General features: G+C 65.5%; 16 protein-coding genes. 15 read left to right on the forward strand and 1 reads right to left on the reverse strand.

The window, feature by feature from the left end; translation table 11 throughout:
* Positions 1 to 11 precede the first annotated feature (11 nt).
* Entirely contained in the window at positions 12 to 797 is a 786-nt protein-coding gene (locus AC50X7_RS00790) for a GNAT family N-acetyltransferase (RefSeq protein WP_494977327.1), read from the forward strand.
* A 111-nt stretch (positions 798 to 908) separates the two neighbouring features.
* Here AC50X7_RS00790 and AC50X7_RS00795 read toward each other — a convergent pair whose 3' ends face one another.
* Positions 909 to 1,586: an acVLRF1 family peptidyl-tRNA hydrolase gene (locus AC50X7_RS00795; protein WP_494977328.1), complete on the reverse strand. Its 678-nt coding sequence runs from the start codon at positions 1,584 to 1,586 to the stop codon at positions 909 to 911.
* Positions 1,587 to 1,658: 72 nt separating this feature from the next.
* Between AC50X7_RS00795 and AC50X7_RS00800 the strand changes: the two genes are divergently transcribed.
* The 14 genes from AC50X7_RS00800 to nusB all read left to right on the forward strand — a co-directional run bounded on the left by AC50X7_RS00800 (position 1,659) and on the right by nusB (position 15,145).
* Complete coding sequence (locus tag AC50X7_RS00800; protein WP_494977329.1) at positions 1,659 to 3,068, forward strand: replication-associated recombination protein A; 1,410 nt, start codon at positions 1,659 to 1,661, stop codon at positions 3,066 to 3,068.
* Positions 3,069 to 3,236: 168 nt separating this feature from the next.
* Entirely contained in the window at positions 3,237 to 3,863 is a 627-nt protein-coding gene (rpsD, locus tag AC50X7_RS00805; RefSeq protein ID WP_142031347.1) for a 30S ribosomal protein S4, read from the forward strand.
* 145 nt (positions 3,864 to 4,008) lie between these two features.
* Positions 4,009 to 4,383, forward strand: coding sequence for a DUF948 domain-containing protein (locus AC50X7_RS00810; protein ID WP_050054932.1), 375 nt, complete (start codon positions 4,009 to 4,011; stop codon positions 4,381 to 4,383).
* Between the two features lie 17 nt (positions 4,384 to 4,400).
* On the forward strand, positions 4,401 to 4,643 hold the full coding sequence (locus tag AC50X7_RS00815; protein ID WP_494977330.1) for a hypothetical protein: 243 nt from the start codon (positions 4,401 to 4,403) through the stop codon (positions 4,641 to 4,643).
* 128 nt (positions 4,644 to 4,771) lie between these two features.
* A complete protein-coding gene (gene alaS, locus AC50X7_RS00820; RefSeq protein ID WP_494977331.1) occupies positions 4,772 to 7,450 on the forward strand; it encodes an alanine--tRNA ligase in 2,679 nt (892 codons plus the stop codon).
* Positions 7,451 to 7,457: 7 nt separating this feature from the next.
* Complete coding sequence (gene ruvX / locus AC50X7_RS00825; RefSeq protein ID WP_494977332.1) at positions 7,458 to 8,054, forward strand: Holliday junction resolvase RuvX; 597 nt, start codon at positions 7,458 to 7,460, stop codon at positions 8,052 to 8,054.
* Positions 8,051 to 9,742 carry an endolytic transglycosylase MltG gene (gene mltG, locus AC50X7_RS00830; protein WP_494977333.1) on the forward strand — a complete coding sequence of 564 codons (1,692 nt, stop codon included), beginning with the start codon at positions 8,051 to 8,053 and terminating at the stop codon, positions 9,740 to 9,742. Before ruvX ends, mltG begins: the two co-directional genes overlap by 4 nt.
* The gene (locus AC50X7_RS00835) at positions 9,739 to 10,599 is read left to right on the forward strand and encodes a shikimate dehydrogenase (RefSeq protein ID WP_494977334.1); all 861 of its coding nucleotides are present in this window, start codon (positions 9,739 to 9,741) and stop codon (positions 10,597 to 10,599) included. Before mltG ends, AC50X7_RS00835 begins: the two co-directional genes overlap by 4 nt.
* Before the next feature lie 26 nt (positions 10,600 to 10,625).
* The gene (gene aroC / locus AC50X7_RS00840; protein ID WP_494977335.1) at positions 10,626 to 11,825 is read left to right on the forward strand and encodes a chorismate synthase; all 1,200 of its coding nucleotides are present in this window, start codon (positions 10,626 to 10,628) and stop codon (positions 11,823 to 11,825) included.
* Between the two features lie 57 nt (positions 11,826 to 11,882).
* Positions 11,883 to 12,392 carry a shikimate kinase gene (locus tag AC50X7_RS00845; RefSeq protein ID WP_494977809.1) on the forward strand — a complete coding sequence of 170 codons (510 nt, stop codon included), beginning with the start codon at positions 11,883 to 11,885 and terminating at the stop codon, positions 12,390 to 12,392.
* Positions 12,389 to 13,480 carry a 3-dehydroquinate synthase gene (aroB, locus tag AC50X7_RS00850; RefSeq protein WP_494977336.1) on the forward strand — a complete coding sequence of 364 codons (1,092 nt, stop codon included), beginning with the start codon at positions 12,389 to 12,391 and terminating at the stop codon, positions 13,478 to 13,480. The genes AC50X7_RS00845 and aroB overlap by 4 nt, the downstream gene beginning before the upstream one ends.
* Positions 13,480 to 13,998 carry a tetratricopeptide repeat protein gene (locus AC50X7_RS00855; protein ID WP_494977337.1) on the forward strand — a complete coding sequence of 173 codons (519 nt, stop codon included), beginning with the start codon at positions 13,480 to 13,482 and terminating at the stop codon, positions 13,996 to 13,998. The genes aroB and AC50X7_RS00855 overlap by 1 nt, the downstream gene beginning before the upstream one ends.
* Positions 13,999 to 14,171: 173 nt before the next feature.
* Positions 14,172 to 14,735, forward strand: coding sequence for an elongation factor P (efp, locus tag AC50X7_RS00860; protein WP_066276200.1), 564 nt, complete (start codon positions 14,172 to 14,174; stop codon positions 14,733 to 14,735).
* Positions 14,735 to 15,145 carry a transcription antitermination factor NusB gene (nusB, locus tag AC50X7_RS00865; protein WP_494977338.1) on the forward strand — a complete coding sequence of 137 codons (411 nt, stop codon included), beginning with the start codon at positions 14,735 to 14,737 and terminating at the stop codon, positions 15,143 to 15,145. The genes efp and nusB overlap by 1 nt, the downstream gene beginning before the upstream one ends.
* Positions 15,146 to 15,178 lie beyond the last annotated feature (33 nt).

Genomic DNA, 15,178 nt, shown 5'->3' on the forward strand with positions numbered 1-15,178 from the left:
CAGGAGACCCCATGGTGCACAGCCCTCCGGGTCGGCCGGCCCGCGCCTATGAAGCGCTGATGGACGCGGCCTGGCCCGCCGTCGAGCGTCACGATACGGGGGAGTGGGTCCTTCGTGCTGCCGATGGGGTCACCCAGCGGGCCAACTCGGTGTGGCCGCGGGACACCGCGGCGGAACCGCCGGATGCGCTGCGCGGGGCGGTTCAGTGGTACCGGCAGCGGCGGTTGCCCCTGATCTTCCAGATGACGGACACGCCTGCCAACTCCGGCCTGAGCGCCTTCCTGGACGAACAAGGGTTCACCCGCCAGTCGGAAACGCTGATCATGGCCCTGCCGGCCGGGACGGAGCCGGTGCCCGCAGCGGCTGCTGGGAAGGTCGACATCCTGGACCAGCCGGACGAGGAATGGCTGGACCTTTGGTGGAGCGTGGACGGCCGGGGCGGCCACGCAGAACAGGAAACTGTGCGGAGCATCCTGAGGGGATGCCCTGCCCTTTATGCGCTCGTGAGGGACGACGACGGCGGGCCGGCCGCCGTCGGCCGGCTCGCCCAGGTGGACGGTACGGGCGGGATCTACTGCATGGCCACGTCCCCGTCCCACCGCCGGCGGGGGTTCGCTTCGCTGGTGCTGCAGGCGCTCCTGTCCGAGGGAACCACCCGCGGCCTGGACCGCTTCTGGTTGCTGGTCACCGCAGCGAATCACGCCGCCCAGCAGTTGTACGGCCAAGCCGGGTTCAAGGAATCGGGCCGGTACCTCTACCGCCAGCAGCGGCCCCGCCGGGCGCTGACGGGCTGCTGACCACCTTGCTCCATGGCGCCGTTTCGACGGTTCCCTGCCCGCTCGACGTTCCGCCGCATCGAATTGGCAGGGAACCGTCGAATTGGGCTGACTGAAGCAGGGATGGTCGAGCTAGGACGCCGGGGGATCGCTGACCTGGATCCGGACCGCACACGCATCCGCCGCCGCCTTCTTCAGCACCGCGGTCCTGGGGTCCGGAACGTCAAGGTAGGCCAGCCGCGGGAACTTCGAATAGTCCCGCAGGGCCGGGTGTTCAAGGACAAGGCCCGCCAACGCCCTGTCGCCGCCGGGAACCATGTATTCGAAGGACCCGCTGCTGAACACCCGAAGCGTTTGCTCCGCAACAGCTTCCACCAGTGCGTCCGCCTGGTTGGACCGGCGCCGGGCAAACCGCTGCTGGGACTGTCCGCCCGCTGCCGTCCGGGATTGCACGTAGGTGGAGCCCACTTTCGACGCCAGCACCAGACCTTCGCTGGCCACCGCCACGCCATAACCTCCGCGCCGGACCAGCAAAAGGCCAAGCCGGCGCGGCTGCGACGCGAGGGACGCGAGTCTTTCCAAGGCGTCCGCGCCGCGGCCCGGACGGCCGTCGCTGGGCCACGGAGCCTGCAGGAGCGCTGCGGCGCCGTCATCCGCCAGAAGGCGCAGGCCGTCGTCGTCATCCCTCACCTGATACCCGCCGTGCCCCGCCCCGAACCTCTCGGCCCAGCCGCGCAGGCGGCTGCCCGGGACGAAGGCGGTGCGGACGAAGGAGGGCCGCTGCCCGCCGGCGGGGCTATGTGCGGACATGCGGGAATCCTTCGCTGAACGGCGGCAGCTTCCGCGCGGAAGCCCTGGATGAACTGGAAGTAGCCTATCTATGTGGAAGATCTCTTTGGGCATGGACCGGGCAATGATGACGACGACGACGGTCCCGTTGCCGTGGACAGCGCTCCCTCCAGCGCCGGTGCCAAGCAGCGGAGCCCGCTGGCCGTGCGGATGCGGCCACGTATCCTGGACGAGGTGATCGGCCAGCAGCACCTGCTGGGCCAGGGCTCGCCGCTGCGGCAGCTGGCGGCAGGCGCGGACGCAGCCGGACCCGCAGGCCCCACTTCATTGATCCTCTGGGGCCCTCCCGGCACGGGAAAGACCACCCTGGCCCACGTGATCGCCAGGGGTCCGGGCCGTAAGTTCGTGGAACTTTCGGCCATTACCGCCGGGGTCAAGGATGTGCGGCGGGTGATGGACGACGCACTGACCGCCCGGGACCTCTACAAAACCACTACCGTCCTGTTCCTCGATGAGATCCACCGCTTCAACAAAGCCCAGCAGGACGCGCTGCTGCCCGGCGTCGAAAACAGGTGGGTGGTCCTGGTGGCGGCAACAACCGAGAACCCCTCGTTCTCCGTGGTGTCACCGCTTCTGTCCCGCTCCCTGCTGCTGACCCTCAAGCCCTTGACCGATGCTGACATCGAAGGGCTCCTTCAGCGTGCCGTTGTGGACAACCGTGGGCTTGGCGGCAAAGTTAAGCTCGACGACGAAGCCCTGGCGCATCTCGTTCGGCTTTCCGGCGGCGACGCGCGGCGGGCCCTGACGGCGCTGGAGGCCGCGGCGGGAGTGGCGTTCGGGGATGTGGACGACGCCGGTGAAGGGGTGGTTCAGGTGGCGCTCAAGCACACCGAGCGTGCCCTGGACGTGGCCGCGGTCCGTTACGACCGGGCTGGTGACCAGCATTATGACGTGGCCAGCGCCTTCATCAAGTCCGTCCGCGGGTCCGATGTGGACGCCGCCCTTCACTATTTGGCGCGGATGCTCGAAGCAGGGGAGGACCCACGCTTCGTCGCCCGCCGGATCGTGATCTCAGCGGCTGAGGATGTGGGCATGGCTGATCCCACCGCCCTGCAGACCGCCGTGGCGGCAGCCCAGGCAGTACAGCTGATCGGGATGCCCGAGGGGCGGATCGTCTTGGCGGAAGCCGTGGTGCACCTGGCAACGGCGCCCAAGTCCAACGCCGCATATATGGGTCTCAACAAGGCCGTCGCCGACGTTCGTGCCGGCCTGGGGAACGGCATCCCCGCCCACCTGAGGGACGCGCACTACCCTGGTTCCAAGCAGCTGGGGCATGGCCTCGGCTACAAGTACGCCCACGACGCTCCGCACTCAGTGGCCGCGCAGCAGTACCCGCCGGATGACCTCGTGGGGAAGGACTATTACCAGCCAACGGGCAACGGCGCAGAGCGGGACATCGCGGTGCGGTTGGAGCGGCTGAGGAAGATCGTCAGGGGCAAGTAGGCACCGTGCTAGGATTGATGTTTGTCTGGCAAGGTCCGGGCGCCCAATCACTGGAACTTATCCGCTTGGTTGTGCCCTGAACCCAGTAGCAAAAGGCAGCGGTTGGCCCATGCTCTCCATGATGGAGGCCAGTAACACTGACACACCGCAGATATTGGAAGGACACAAGTGGCTAACAACACTCGTGCTCGCCGTCAGGCCCGCCTCTCGCGGTCCCTCGGCATCGCTCTGACCCCCAAGGCCGCCAAGTACATGGAGCGCCGCCCGTACGGCCCCGGTGAGCATGGCCGTGCCCGCAAGAAGCAGGACTCTGACTACGCCGTACGTCTGCGCGAAAAGCAGCGCCTGCGCGCCCAGTACGGCATCCGCGAAGCACAGATGACCCGTGCCTTCGAAGAAGCACGCCGCACCAAGGGCCTGACCGGTGAAAACCTCATCGAACTGCTCGAAATGCGTCTTGACGCCCTGGTCCTGCGTGCCGGCTTTGCCCGCACCATCGCCCAGGCCCGCCAGCTGGTTGTGCACCGCCACATCATGGTTGATGGCATCCGCGTTGACCGCCCGTCGTTCCGCGTCGGCGAGGGCCAGCTGGTCCACGTCCACAGCCGCAGCGAAACCATGGTTCCGCTCCAGGTTGCAGCAGCCGGCGCCCACCGCGACGTCCTGCCGGCCGTTCCGGCCTACCTGGACGTCAAGCTGGAAGCCCTGCAGGCACGCCTGGTCCGCCGCCCCAAGCGCTCCGAGGTCCCCGTGACCTGCGAAGAGCAGCTGGTCGTCGAATTCTACGCACGCTAAATTTCAGCAGCGTATCCAAAGAAGCCCGTGGCAAGCGCCGCGGGCTTCTTTGTATGTAAGGTACTTGGGGGACATCCGCGGAATGCGCTTTACGACGCATCCGCCGGGTGGAACGAACCACGGAATTTCTAGGAGATGAACGTCTATGTCTGGTGGCGATATTGCCGGCCTGATCGCTGCCGGAGTGTTTGCGCTCCTGGTGCTGTTGCTTGCGGTGCCCATTTTGAAGCTGGGCAAGGTCCTGGACGAGGTCCGCACGTCCATCCGGTCCCTCAGTGACGGCGCCACACCGCTGATGGACGAGGTCACGGCCACCGTGTCCACCACCAACCAGCAGCTGAAGAAGGTGGACGGCATTTCCTCGAACGTCTCCGACGCGTCAGCCAACCTGTCCGCACTTTCCTCGCTGGTTGCCGCCACGGTTGGCTCGCCGCTCATTAAAGTGGCAGCGTTCAGCTACGGCGTCCGCACCGCGCTGGCCAATCGAAAAAAACCCGCCGCCGGCCGCCGCAGCCGCTGAACTCCGGAGAACTTAGAATGAAACGACTTGTCTGGATGGGAATCGGCGTGGCGATCGGAGTCATCGCGTTCCGCAAAGTCACTGAGGCGCAGGCCAGCATGCAGTCCACACTTGGTCCGCAGGGCCTGAACCGGGCCGCGGGCCGGCTCGCCGACGGGGTCTACGACTTCGCCGACGCCATCCGCGACGGCATGCGTGAACGGGAAACGGATCTTCGAGCCGCCCTTGGGGTGGAATCCGGAGAACTGGTCCGCCGCTGACCCGGCAACCGGCCGGGCCCAGCCAGGCCGGCCTTATTGAACAACCGGCAGCAACCGTGCCCACGGAACTGCCAAGCGAACGAACTTCCACGCACGTGCGTGGACCAAGAAGGGTAAGTAAACAGCTCATGAAGTCGCAGGAGATCACTAAGCGCTGGGTTGACTTTTTTGTCAGCAAGGGCCACACCGCGGTTCCCTCCGCATCGCTGGTCTCCAGCGACCCCTCGCTGCTGTTTACGGTCGCCGGCATGGTTCCGTTCATTCCCTACCTCACGGCACGCGAAGAACCGCCCTACTCCCGCGCCACCAGCGTGCAGAAATGCATCCGTACCGGCGACATCGAGGAAGTGGGCAAGACCGCCCGGCACGGCACCTTCTTCCAGATGTGCGGCAACTTCTCCTTCGGCGACTACTTCAAGGAAGACGCCATCAAGTTCGCCTGGGAACTGCTGACCAAAAACGTGGACGACGGCGGCTACGGCCTTTCGCCTGAACTGCTGTGGGTGACGGTTTACGAAGAGGACGACGAAGCCAAGGATCTCTGGCTGAAGAACACCGGTGTTCCGGCCGAGCGCATCCAGAAAATGGGGAAATCGGACAACTACTGGCACACCGGCCAGCCCGGACCCGCCGGTCCCTGCTCCGAGATCTACTACGATCGCGGCCCCGCCTACGGCATTGAGGGCGGCCCGCTGGCGGACGAGAACCGGTACATCGAGATTTGGAACCTCGTGTTTATGCAGTACCAGATCGAGAACGTCCGTTCAAAGGAAGACTTTGATGTTGTGGGCGAACTGCCCAAGCGCAACATCGATACCGGCCTTGGCATGGAGCGCCTGGCCATGATCCTGCAGGGCGTCGAGAACATGTACGAGACCGACCAGGTCCGTCCGGTGATCGACAAGGCCGCGGAGCTCTCGGGCAAGGAATACACGTCAGCGGAAACGCCTGACGATCCGCACCACACGGACGACGTCCGTATGCGCGTGGTGGGCGACCACATCCGCTCGGCGCTGATGCTGATTTCCGATGGCGTGACACCCTCCAACGAGGGCCGCGGCTACGTCCTGCGCCGGCTCATCCGGCGTGCCGTACGATCCATGCGCCTCCTGGGCGTGGAACAGGCCTGCCTGCCGGAACTGCTGCCCGCCTCACGGGATGCCATGAAGGGCGTCTACCCGGTGGTGGACACCGACTTTGCCCGCATCAGCCGCATCGCCTACGCAGAGGAGAAGGCGTTCCTGCGCACCATCGCCTCCGGCACCGCCCGGCTTGAGGACGCCGTCAAGGAGTCCAAGGCCGCCAACAAACCACTCTCCGGCGCCGACGCATTCGCCCTGCACGACACCTACGGGTTCCCCATCGACCTCACGCTGGAAATGGCGGAGGAGGCCGGGCTCCAGGTGGATGAGGCAGCATTCCGCAGCCTGATGCAGGAGCAGCGCACGCGTGCCCAGGCCGATGCGAAAGGCAAAAAGGGCGGCCACGCAGATCTCAGCGCCTTCCAGGAGTTCCTCGCCCAGGGCGAGACGGTCTTCACCGGTTATACCGAGCTCGACGGCGAGTCCCGCGTCCGCGGCATCCTCACGGGAGGACGGCCGGTACAGCAGGCGTCCACGGGCGACGAGATCGAGCTCGTGCTCTCGGAGACCCCGTTCTACGCAGAGGCAGGCGGACAGGCCGCGGACACCGGCCTGATCACCGGCGACGGGTTCGTCGTCGAGGTCCTCGATGTCCAGCGTCCGCTGAAGGGCCTGAGCGTCCACAAGGCGATTGTCCGTGAAGGCGAAATCGGCTCGGACTCGCTGGTTCGTGCCGCCGTCGACCGCGAACGCCGCCACGCCGCCGAACAGGCCCACACCGGCACGCACATTGTGCACGCCGCGCTGCACCAGATCCTCGGGCCGGAAGCTACCCAGCGCGGGTCCTACAACAAGGCCGGCTACCTGCGCTTCGACTTCGCCTGGGGCGAGGGCCTGAGCACTGCCACCCGCTCGGAAATCGAAGAGGTCTCCAACCTCGCCATCCGGAACAACTACTCCGTGGAGACCAAGGTGATGGGACTGGCCGAGGCCAAGGCCCTGGGAGCCATGGCCCTCTTCGGCGAGAACTACGGCAGCGAAGTGCGCGTCGTGGAGATCGACGGCGCGTGGTCCCGTGAGCTGTGCGGTGGAACGCACGTGGCCAACACCTCGCTGATCGGCAGCCTCTCGCTCCTGGGCGAACAGTCGGTCGGTTCAGGAAACCGCCGCGTCGAGGCGTTTGTAGGCATGGAGGCATTCCGCCACCTCGCTGCCGAGCGTGCCCTGGTGACCGAACTGACCGACCTGCTCAAGGTCCCGTCCGGCCAGCTGGCCGACAGGATCGCCGCCACCCTTGCGAAGCTCAAGGCTACGGAGAAGGAGCTCGACAGGCTCCGCAAGGAACAGCTGGCTGCTTCCGCCGCCCAGCTCGTCAACAGCGCCAGGGATGCCTCCGGGGTCAGCGTTATTGCCCACGACGCCGGGCAGGTCAGCGGCGCGGACGACCTCCGCGGCCTGGCGCTGGACCTGCGGAACCGTTTGGGCTCCACCGCCGCTACGGTGGCTGTTGCCGGTGTCGCGAACGACCGTCCCATGATCCTGGTGGCCACGAATGAAGCCGCACGGGAATCCGGCGTCAAGGCAGGTGCCCTGGTACGGCTGGCCGCCGGGATCCTCGGCGGCGGCGGTGGCGGCAAGGACGACGTTGCCCAGGGCGGCGGAACGGACGCCGGCAAGGTGGCCCCCGCCCTGGCAGCCGTCGTGGACGCCATTTCAGGCCGATAACCCTCCTATGACCAATCCTTCTGTAGCCGGCGCCAGCCCCCAGGGCATCAAACTGGGGGTCGACGTCGGCACCGTCCGGGTAGGCGTGGCCATCTGCGACCGCGACTCGATCCTGGCCACGCCCTACAAGACGCTGGACCGGAATGCCAAGAAGAACTCCGACGTCCGGGTCATTGCCAACCTGGTCGAGGAACTTGGCGCGGTACAGGTCATCGTGGGCTTGCCCCGTACCATGAAGGGTGAAGAGCACGCGTCCGCGAAAATGGCCACCGAGTACGCAGAACTGCTGGCTGCAGAGCTGTCGGCACGGGCTTTGGCCGTGCCGGTGAACCTGGTGGACGAGCGCCTCAGCAGTGTTACCGCCCACCGCAACCTGCACGAAGCTGGCATGAGCAGCCGGAATCACCGTAAAGTAGTTGATCAGGTCGCGGCGGCAGGTATCCTCCAGCACGCCCTTGACATGCAAAAAGCCAGGGGAGCGGATGTCGGCCGACGCGTGACCGCGCCCTCCCCTTCCGTTGACCCGGGGGTCAGCAAAGTGGATGAGAGTGTCCACGTCACCCCGGTCACGGAGCAATCTTCAAATGATGGAAGGCAACAGTGAGTCCTGCCAATATTGATGACGCTTCCGGCCCCTTGGACGCCGGGGCAGCGAGGCCGCTGACCCGCAAGGAACTCCGGGCGCGCCAAAAGACCTCTGACACCGGACTCCAGGGCGTCGTGCCTGAGCAGGCTTACGAAACGGGGCACGACGTTCCGCCGCCGCCCTCCGGGCCGCCGGCCGTCGCCGGGCCTCTTCCAGAGGTCCCCGGGGAGCAGGCTGTTCCGGCCGCTCCACAGGCGCCGCCGTCCATCCAGCACCTTCATCATGAGGAGCCGCAGCTCCCGGGGCAGCGACTGGAAAACGATGAACATCACGACGACGGGCAGCACGTTGGCGTGCACCACGGGGACGAGCAGCGTCCCGGGGTTCAGCATGACGGCGTCCATCACAACGACGCCCACGTTTCCTACCCCGAGCCTGCCCTCGCCGGGCACCGCCATGCAGCGGATGGGCATTACGACGACGATGCCCACTATGCCGAGGGGCACCACTACGAGGAGGGCGTGCATCACGACGACGCCCTCCACCACGAGGGACACTATGACCAGGGGCATTACAACGATGCGCACCACGACGCCGGGGGCAACGAGTTCCTGCCCGCCGCGGCGGCGCCTGTAGTGGCCAAGCCGTCCAGAAAGGTCCGCCGGCGCCGCAGGTTGTTGGCGCTGTTCCTCACACTTGCCGTTTTCGTCACGGCTGTCGCTGTCGGGGCCCAGTTCCTGAAGCCGCTGCTAGGCAACGACAAGCCCAGCGACTTTCCGGGGCCCGGCTCAGGCGAAGTCACGGTGACTGTCGAGAACGGGGAAGGCACCCGTTCCGTTGCCAGCAAGCTGGAGGGAGAGCGTGTCGTCGCGAATTCCGACACCTTCCTCCAGGCATTCACCGCCTCCGGCGGGGTACTGGCCCCGGGCGACTACACCTTCAAGACCGAGATGAAGAACGCCGACGCTGTCAACGTCCTGCTCGGCAAGGACCAGGCCAAGGTGATCTACTTTGCCCTCAGCGCGGGCCTGCGGATTGATGAGTCCCTGCAGGCGATCTCCGAAGGCTCCGGCATCTCCATCCAGGATCTGCAGGCCCTTAGCAACCAGCCGGCCCAGTTCGGCCTCCCCAAAACTGCCAAGAACCTTGAAGGGTACCTGGCCCCGGGGGAGCACCGTTACCCACTTGGCACGTCGGCGAAGGACATCCTCCAGTCGCTGGTCAAGACCACCGTGGACGAGCTTGAGTCCCAGGGCATCACAGATCCGGCCAAGCAGTACAAGGCAGTCATCGTGGCCAGCATCGTGCAGGCCGAGGGTGGCCAGGCTGAGTACGGTGACGTGGCCGGTGCAATCTACAACCGGCTCAAGCCCAATGACCAGACCAACGGCTTCCTGCAGGTGGACTCTGCCGTCACCTACGGCCTGGGCACCAAGAGCTACAACTTCACGGACGAACAGCGCCAGGACAAGTCCAACCCGTACAACACCTACGCGAATCCGGGCCTGCCCCCTGGCCCCATCGGTTCTCCGGGAAAGGCAGCCATCGACGCTGCTGCCAAGCCCAAGTCCAACGACTTCCTGTACTGGGTAACCATCAACCTGGACACCAAGGAAACGAAGTTCTCCCGGACGCTGGCTGAACACAACACCTACGTTGACCAGTACAACGCCTGGTGCACGGCGAACGTTGGCCGCTGCGCATGAGCCTGCGGGCAGCCGTCCTGGGCCACCCCATCAGCCACTCAAAGTCTCCGGCACTGCATCACGCGGCGTACAGCCGGCTGGGCATCGGCATCAGCTATACGGCCATCGATGTCACTGAACAGATGCTGCCCTCGTTGATGCGGCAGCTTCGGGACCAGCCAAGCTGGCGCGGCCTGTCCGTCACCATGCCCTTGAAGTCGGCCATGGTCAGTGAGGTGGACGAAGTGCGCGGTGTTGCGCGGACCCTGGGCGTGGTGAATACCGTAGTTTTCGAGAAGCACGGGAGCGGTTCCCGGGCCATCGGGTTCAATACGGACGTCACAGGAATCGTTAACGCCGTTCGCCATGCAGGCGGGGGAACGCCCGTTGAGCCCGTTATCTTAGGCGGGGGCGGGACGGCGGCCGCTGCCGTTGCAGCCTTGACGGAACTGGGAGCCGGCTCGGCGCTGCTCTTCGTCCGTGATCCCTCCCGCACCCCCGAGGTCCGCGCCGCCGCAGAAAGCCTTGGCCTCTCCCTGGAGATCCGCCCCCTCACGGAGGCGGCGAAACCAACGGCCGCTGCCGACGTCGTTATTTCCACCCTGCCGCCACGCGCGGCAGACGGGCTGGCGGCAGAAATTGCGGCACTGAAGACTTCCACGTCCGGCGTTCTGCTGGATGTGGCCTACGATCCCTGGCCCAGCCTCATTGCGTCAGTGTGGGAGGCCGGCGGCGGCGCCGTGGTGCCCGGCCTCGAAATGCTGCTGTACCAGGCCGTGGAACAGGTGCGCCTGTTCAGCCACCTCGAAGAAGAAGTTAACGCATCTGTCATAGATGTGATGTGTGACGCAGTCGGCCTTCCCCGACGGGCGTTGTGACCGCCATACGTGGCAGGATGGAAAATATGTTGCGTTGGTTGACTGCCGGTGAATCCCATGGCCCGGCCCTGATGGGAATTATTGAAGGCGTCCCCGCCGGTGTGGAGATCACCAGCGGGCACATCGCTGATTCACTGGCCCGCCGCCGCCTGGGCTATGGCCGCGGCGCACGCATGAAGTTCGAACAGGACGTTGTGACCATCCTCGGCGGCGTCCGGCACGGCCTCACGCAGGGCGGTCCCGTGGCCATCCAGGTGGGCAATACGGAATGGCCCAAGTGGGAGCAGATCATGTCGGCCGATCCGGTTGCTGCCGAACTGCTCGCCGACCAGGCCCGCAATGCACCGCTGACCCGCCCCCGCCCCGGGCACGCCGACTTCACCGGGATGCAGAAGTACGGCTTCGACGAGGCCCGGCCCGTCCTGGAACGCGCCAGCGCCCGTGAAACTGCCACCCGCGTGGCCATGGGCACCGTCGCCGCGCAGTTCCTGAAGCACCTCGGCATCGAACTTGTCAGCCACACCGTCTCCATCGCAACGGTCACGGTACCCGAGGGGCGCCCGCTGCCGGTTCCCACGGACGTGCTGGCCCTGGACTCGGATCCGCTGCGCTGCTTTGACCGGGAAACCTCCAACGCAATGGTGGCCGAGGTGGATGCCGCGCACAAGGAGGGCGAAACCCTGGGTGGGGTGGTTGAAGTCCTCGCCTACGGACTCCCGCCGGGTCTGGGCAGCTACGTGCACTGGGACCGCCGGCTAGATTCCCGGCTCGCCGCAGCACTGATGGGCATCCAGGCCATCAAGGGCGTGGAGGTCGGCGACGGCTTCCTGACGGCCGCACGCCGCGGTTCGGCCGCCCACGACGAAATCGTCAGGGATTCCGACGGGCGCATCGTCCGCACCAGCAACCGGGCCGGCGGCATCGAAGGCGGCATGAGCATCGGCGACGTCCTGCGCGTCCGCGCGGCCATGAAGCCCATCGCCACGGTGCCCCGTGCGCTGAAAACCATTGACGTCAGCACCGGGGAAGCCGCGAAGGCGCACCACCAGCGCTCGGATGTCTGTGCTGTCCCGGCGGCCGGCGTGGTGGCTGAAGCCATGGTGGCGCTGGTCCTGGCCGAGGCGGTCACCGAAAAGTTCGGCGGCGATTCCGTGGCGGAGACCGCACGCAACATCAAGGGTTACCTGGACAGCATTCCGGCGTCCCTGGACTCGATCGGCCAGTAAGTGCCCCACAGCAACAAAACCGCGTCCCTGGGCCGTCCGGTGGTTCTCATCGGGCCCATGGCCGTGGGTAAATCCGCCATCGGCCAGCAGCTTGCCCATCAGCTCGGTGCCCCGTTCGTGGACACCGACGCAGTCATCGTGGCAGCCCATGGATCCATTTCCAAGATCTTCGCCGGACGCGGCGAGCACGCCTTCCGCGAGATAGAGGCGCGGACGGTGGCGGACGTCGTCGAGGCAGCGGAAGGCACGGCCACAGTCATCTCCCTGGGCGGCGGTGCTGTGCTTGATTCCGGAACCCAGCAGCTGATCAACAGGTGCACCGTGGTGTATTTGGAATGCGACGCCAGCACAGTTGCGGGCCGCATCGCCCGGAATTCGGGGCGGCCGCTGCTGGCGGGAGACGCGATGGGCCGCTGGACGGCCATGTTCGCCACCCGCAAACCCGTCTACGAACGGCTGGCAGACATAACCCTGGACGTGCGGCATGGCTCGGTTTCCGAGCTCGGACGCCGTCTTGAAGCAGCACTGCGGGACTACGCAGCTGCCCAACAGGAAGTTGAAAAGTGAGCGCGGAATCAACAGTCATCAAAGTCACCGGCGAATCCGCCGCTAACAACTACGACGTCGTGGTGGGCCAGGGGCTGCTGGGTGACCTCTCCAGCCTGCTCGGTGAGCGCGTCCGGCGGGTCCTGGTCATCCACCCGCGTGCCCTCCGGCTCACGGGCGACACCGTCCGTGACGAGCTCGCGTCAGCAGGTTTCACCGCCCTGACAGCAGAAATCCCGGACGCCGAAGAAGGCAAGCACATCCAGGTAGCCGCTTTCTGCTGGCAGGTGCTCGGGCAGAACGACTTCACCCGCTCCGACGCGATCGTCGCCGTCGGAGGAGGCGCCGTCACGGACCTGGCCGGCTTCGTCGCCGCCACCTGGCTGCGCGGCATCAAGGTCATCCACATGCCCACCAGCCTGCTCGGGATGGTGGACGCATCCGTGGGTGGAAAAACCGGCATCAACACCGCCGAAGGAAAAAACCTGGTGGGTGCCTTCCACCCTCCTGCCGCCGTGCTGGCAGACCTGGACACGCTGAACACCCTGCCGAAAAACGAGATCATCTCCGGAATGGCAGAAGTCATCAAGTGCGGTTTCATCGCCGACCCCGCCATCCTGGACCTCATCGAGAAGAACCCGGAAGGGGTGGTCGATCCGCAGTCGGCCGTCCTTCGGGAGCTCATTGAGCGGGCCATCGCCGTCAAGGCAAAAGTTGTCTCCGAGGACCTCAAGGAATCCGGGCTCCGGGAGATTCTGAACTACGGACACACTCTGGGCCACGCCATCGAACTGGTGGAACGCTACTCCTGGCGCCACGGCGCCGCCGTCTCCGTCGGCATGATGTTCGCCGCCGAACTCGCCCGCAGCGTCGGCAGGCTCAGCGACGCCGACGCCGACCGGCACCGAACCATCCTGGACGGACTGGGACTCCCCGTTACCTACCGCCGGGACAGGTGGCAAGGCCTGCTTGACGGAATGCGCCGGGACAAAAAATCCCGCGGCGACCTGCTGCGCTTCGTTATCCTGGACGGCGTGGCGAAGCCCGGCATCCTGGACGTCCCGGACACCTCGCTGCTGTTCGCCGCCTACCAGGAGATTGCTTCCTGATGCACGGCGACATGGAAGGCACAGCAGACTGGCCGGACGCCGGCTTCCCGGGCATTCGCATCAACCCCGAAACCCTGCTGCCGCAGATCGTGAATGAGGACACCTGCCGCCACGCGCTGGCGGTGTCAACGGACCCCGCCGACCACATCTTTGTCCTGCTGGTGGAAGGGCACTCTGCTGAGGCGGCGGAACTGCTGGCCGAAGCGCGTTTCAAGGATCCCGAATCCTTCAGGCTGCGGGCGTTCGAGGCCGAAGTGCTTCGGGTTTCGAACCGGCCGGACCGTGCCGTGGAACTGTTCCGGCAACTCCTCGCCGAGGTGCAGGGGACGCCCCGCGAGGCGCTGGTCCTGCAGTTCCTGGGCAAGACCCAATACACAGCGGGCCAGACATCCGCGGCAGTCGAATCCTTCGCCCGCGCCCTGGACCTGCGGGTGGCCGAGTCGGCCGACGCCGCCCTCATCTACTCATCTACAGTGGCGCTGCAGCGTGCCCGGGACGTCCTGGACCTGGCCTGCTGACGGTGTCCGCCTGGCCGTCCCGAAAGGGGCCGCGGATTAACCCGGTAGAATGGTTCTTGAATTTTTTTCGAAGACCCGATTTTTGACAAATACGCGCTGGCAGGCCGATTGGCAGGCCTGCCCGGCATACAACGTCTGACAACGCGACCAGGCAAAGAAACCAGAGGAAACCAGTGGCAACCACTAACGACATCAAGAACGGAACGGTCCTGAAGCTCGAGGGCCAGCTCTGGAACATCATCGAATTCCAGCACGTCAAGCCGGGCAAGGGCGGCGCTTTCGTGCGTACCAAGATGCGCAACGTGATGTCCGGAAAGGTTGTGGACAAGACGTTCAACGCCGGGCTCAAGATCGAGACCGCCACCGTTGACCGCCGCGATTACCAGTACCTTTACCAGGACGGCGCGGACTTCGTGTTCATGGACACCTCCGACTACGACCAGATCACGGTTTCCGGCGCTACCGTCGGCGACGCCACCAATTTCATGCTCGAAAACCAGATGGTCAACATCGCCATCCACGAGGGCAACCCGCTCTACATCGAACTGCCGCCGAGCGTCGTGCTCGAAATCACCTACACCGAGCCTGGCCTGCAGGGCGACCGCTCCTCCGCCGGCACCAAGCCCGCCACCCTGGAGACCGGCTACGAGATCCAGGTTCCGCTGTTCATCGAGAACAACACCAAGGTCAAGGTTGACACCCGCGACGGCAGCTACCTCGGCCGGGTCACCGAGTAGTGAGCGCACGCGGTAAAGCCCGTAACAGGGCCCTGGATGTTCTTTTCGAGGCCGAGCAGCGTTCGGTTTCAGCCTTAAACGTGCTCCGGGCACGCCGTGAGAAGACCGACCAGGTGGTCAATCCTTACACCCTGGAAATCGTTGAGGGTGTGCTGTCCCAGCAGGCAGCCATCGATGAATTCCTCGAAACGTACTCGCAGGGCTGGACCCTTGAGCGGATGCCGTCCGTGGACCGCATCATCCTGCGGATTGGTACCTGGGAGCTCCTCTACAACGATGACGTCCCGGACGGCGTGGCAGTGAGCGAAGCAGTGGCACTGGCCAAGACGCTTTCCACCGACGAGTCGCCGCAGTTCATCAACGGCCTCCTGGGCCGCTTGCAGCAGCTGAAGCCTTCCCTGCTGGCTTAGTTGCAAAACGCAAAGGGCTGGCCTCCACCACAG

This window comes from Pseudarthrobacter sp. Hb11, from assembly GCF_059383655.1.

What these genes read in the sequence shown, in the direction of transcription:
- AC50X7_RS00810 (WP_050054932.1), top strand. Translation starts at nt 4,009, where the DNA reads ATGTCTGGTGGCGATATTGCCGGCCTGATCGCTGCCGGAGTGTTTGCG.
- alaS (WP_494977331.1), top strand. Translation starts at nt 4,772, where the DNA reads ATGAAGTCGCAGGAGATCACTAAGCGCTGGGTTGACTTTTTTGTCAGC.
- AC50X7_RS00815 (WP_494977330.1), top strand. Translation starts at nt 4,401, where the DNA reads ATGAAACGACTTGTCTGGATGGGAATCGGCGTGGCGATCGGAGTCATC.
- AC50X7_RS00795 (WP_494977328.1), bottom strand. Translation starts at nt 1,586, where the DNA reads ATGTCCGCACATAGCCCCGCCGGCGGGCAGCGGCCCTCCTTCGTCCGC.
- AC50X7_RS00790 (WP_494977327.1), top strand. Translation starts at nt 12, where the DNA reads ATGGTGCACAGCCCTCCGGGTCGGCCGGCCCGCGCCTATGAAGCGCTG.
- aroC (WP_494977335.1), top strand. Translation starts at nt 10,626, where the DNA reads ATGTTGCGTTGGTTGACTGCCGGTGAATCCCATGGCCCGGCCCTGATG.
- ruvX (WP_494977332.1), top strand. Translation starts at nt 7,458, where the DNA reads ATGACCAATCCTTCTGTAGCCGGCGCCAGCCCCCAGGGCATCAAACTG.
- AC50X7_RS00855 (WP_494977337.1), top strand. Translation starts at nt 13,480, where the DNA reads ATGCACGGCGACATGGAAGGCACAGCAGACTGGCCGGACGCCGGCTTC.
- AC50X7_RS00835 (WP_494977334.1), top strand. Translation starts at nt 9,739, where the DNA reads ATGAGCCTGCGGGCAGCCGTCCTGGGCCACCCCATCAGCCACTCAAAG.
- AC50X7_RS00845 (WP_494977809.1), top strand. Translation starts at nt 11,883, where the DNA reads ATGGCCGTGGGTAAATCCGCCATCGGCCAGCAGCTTGCCCATCAGCTC.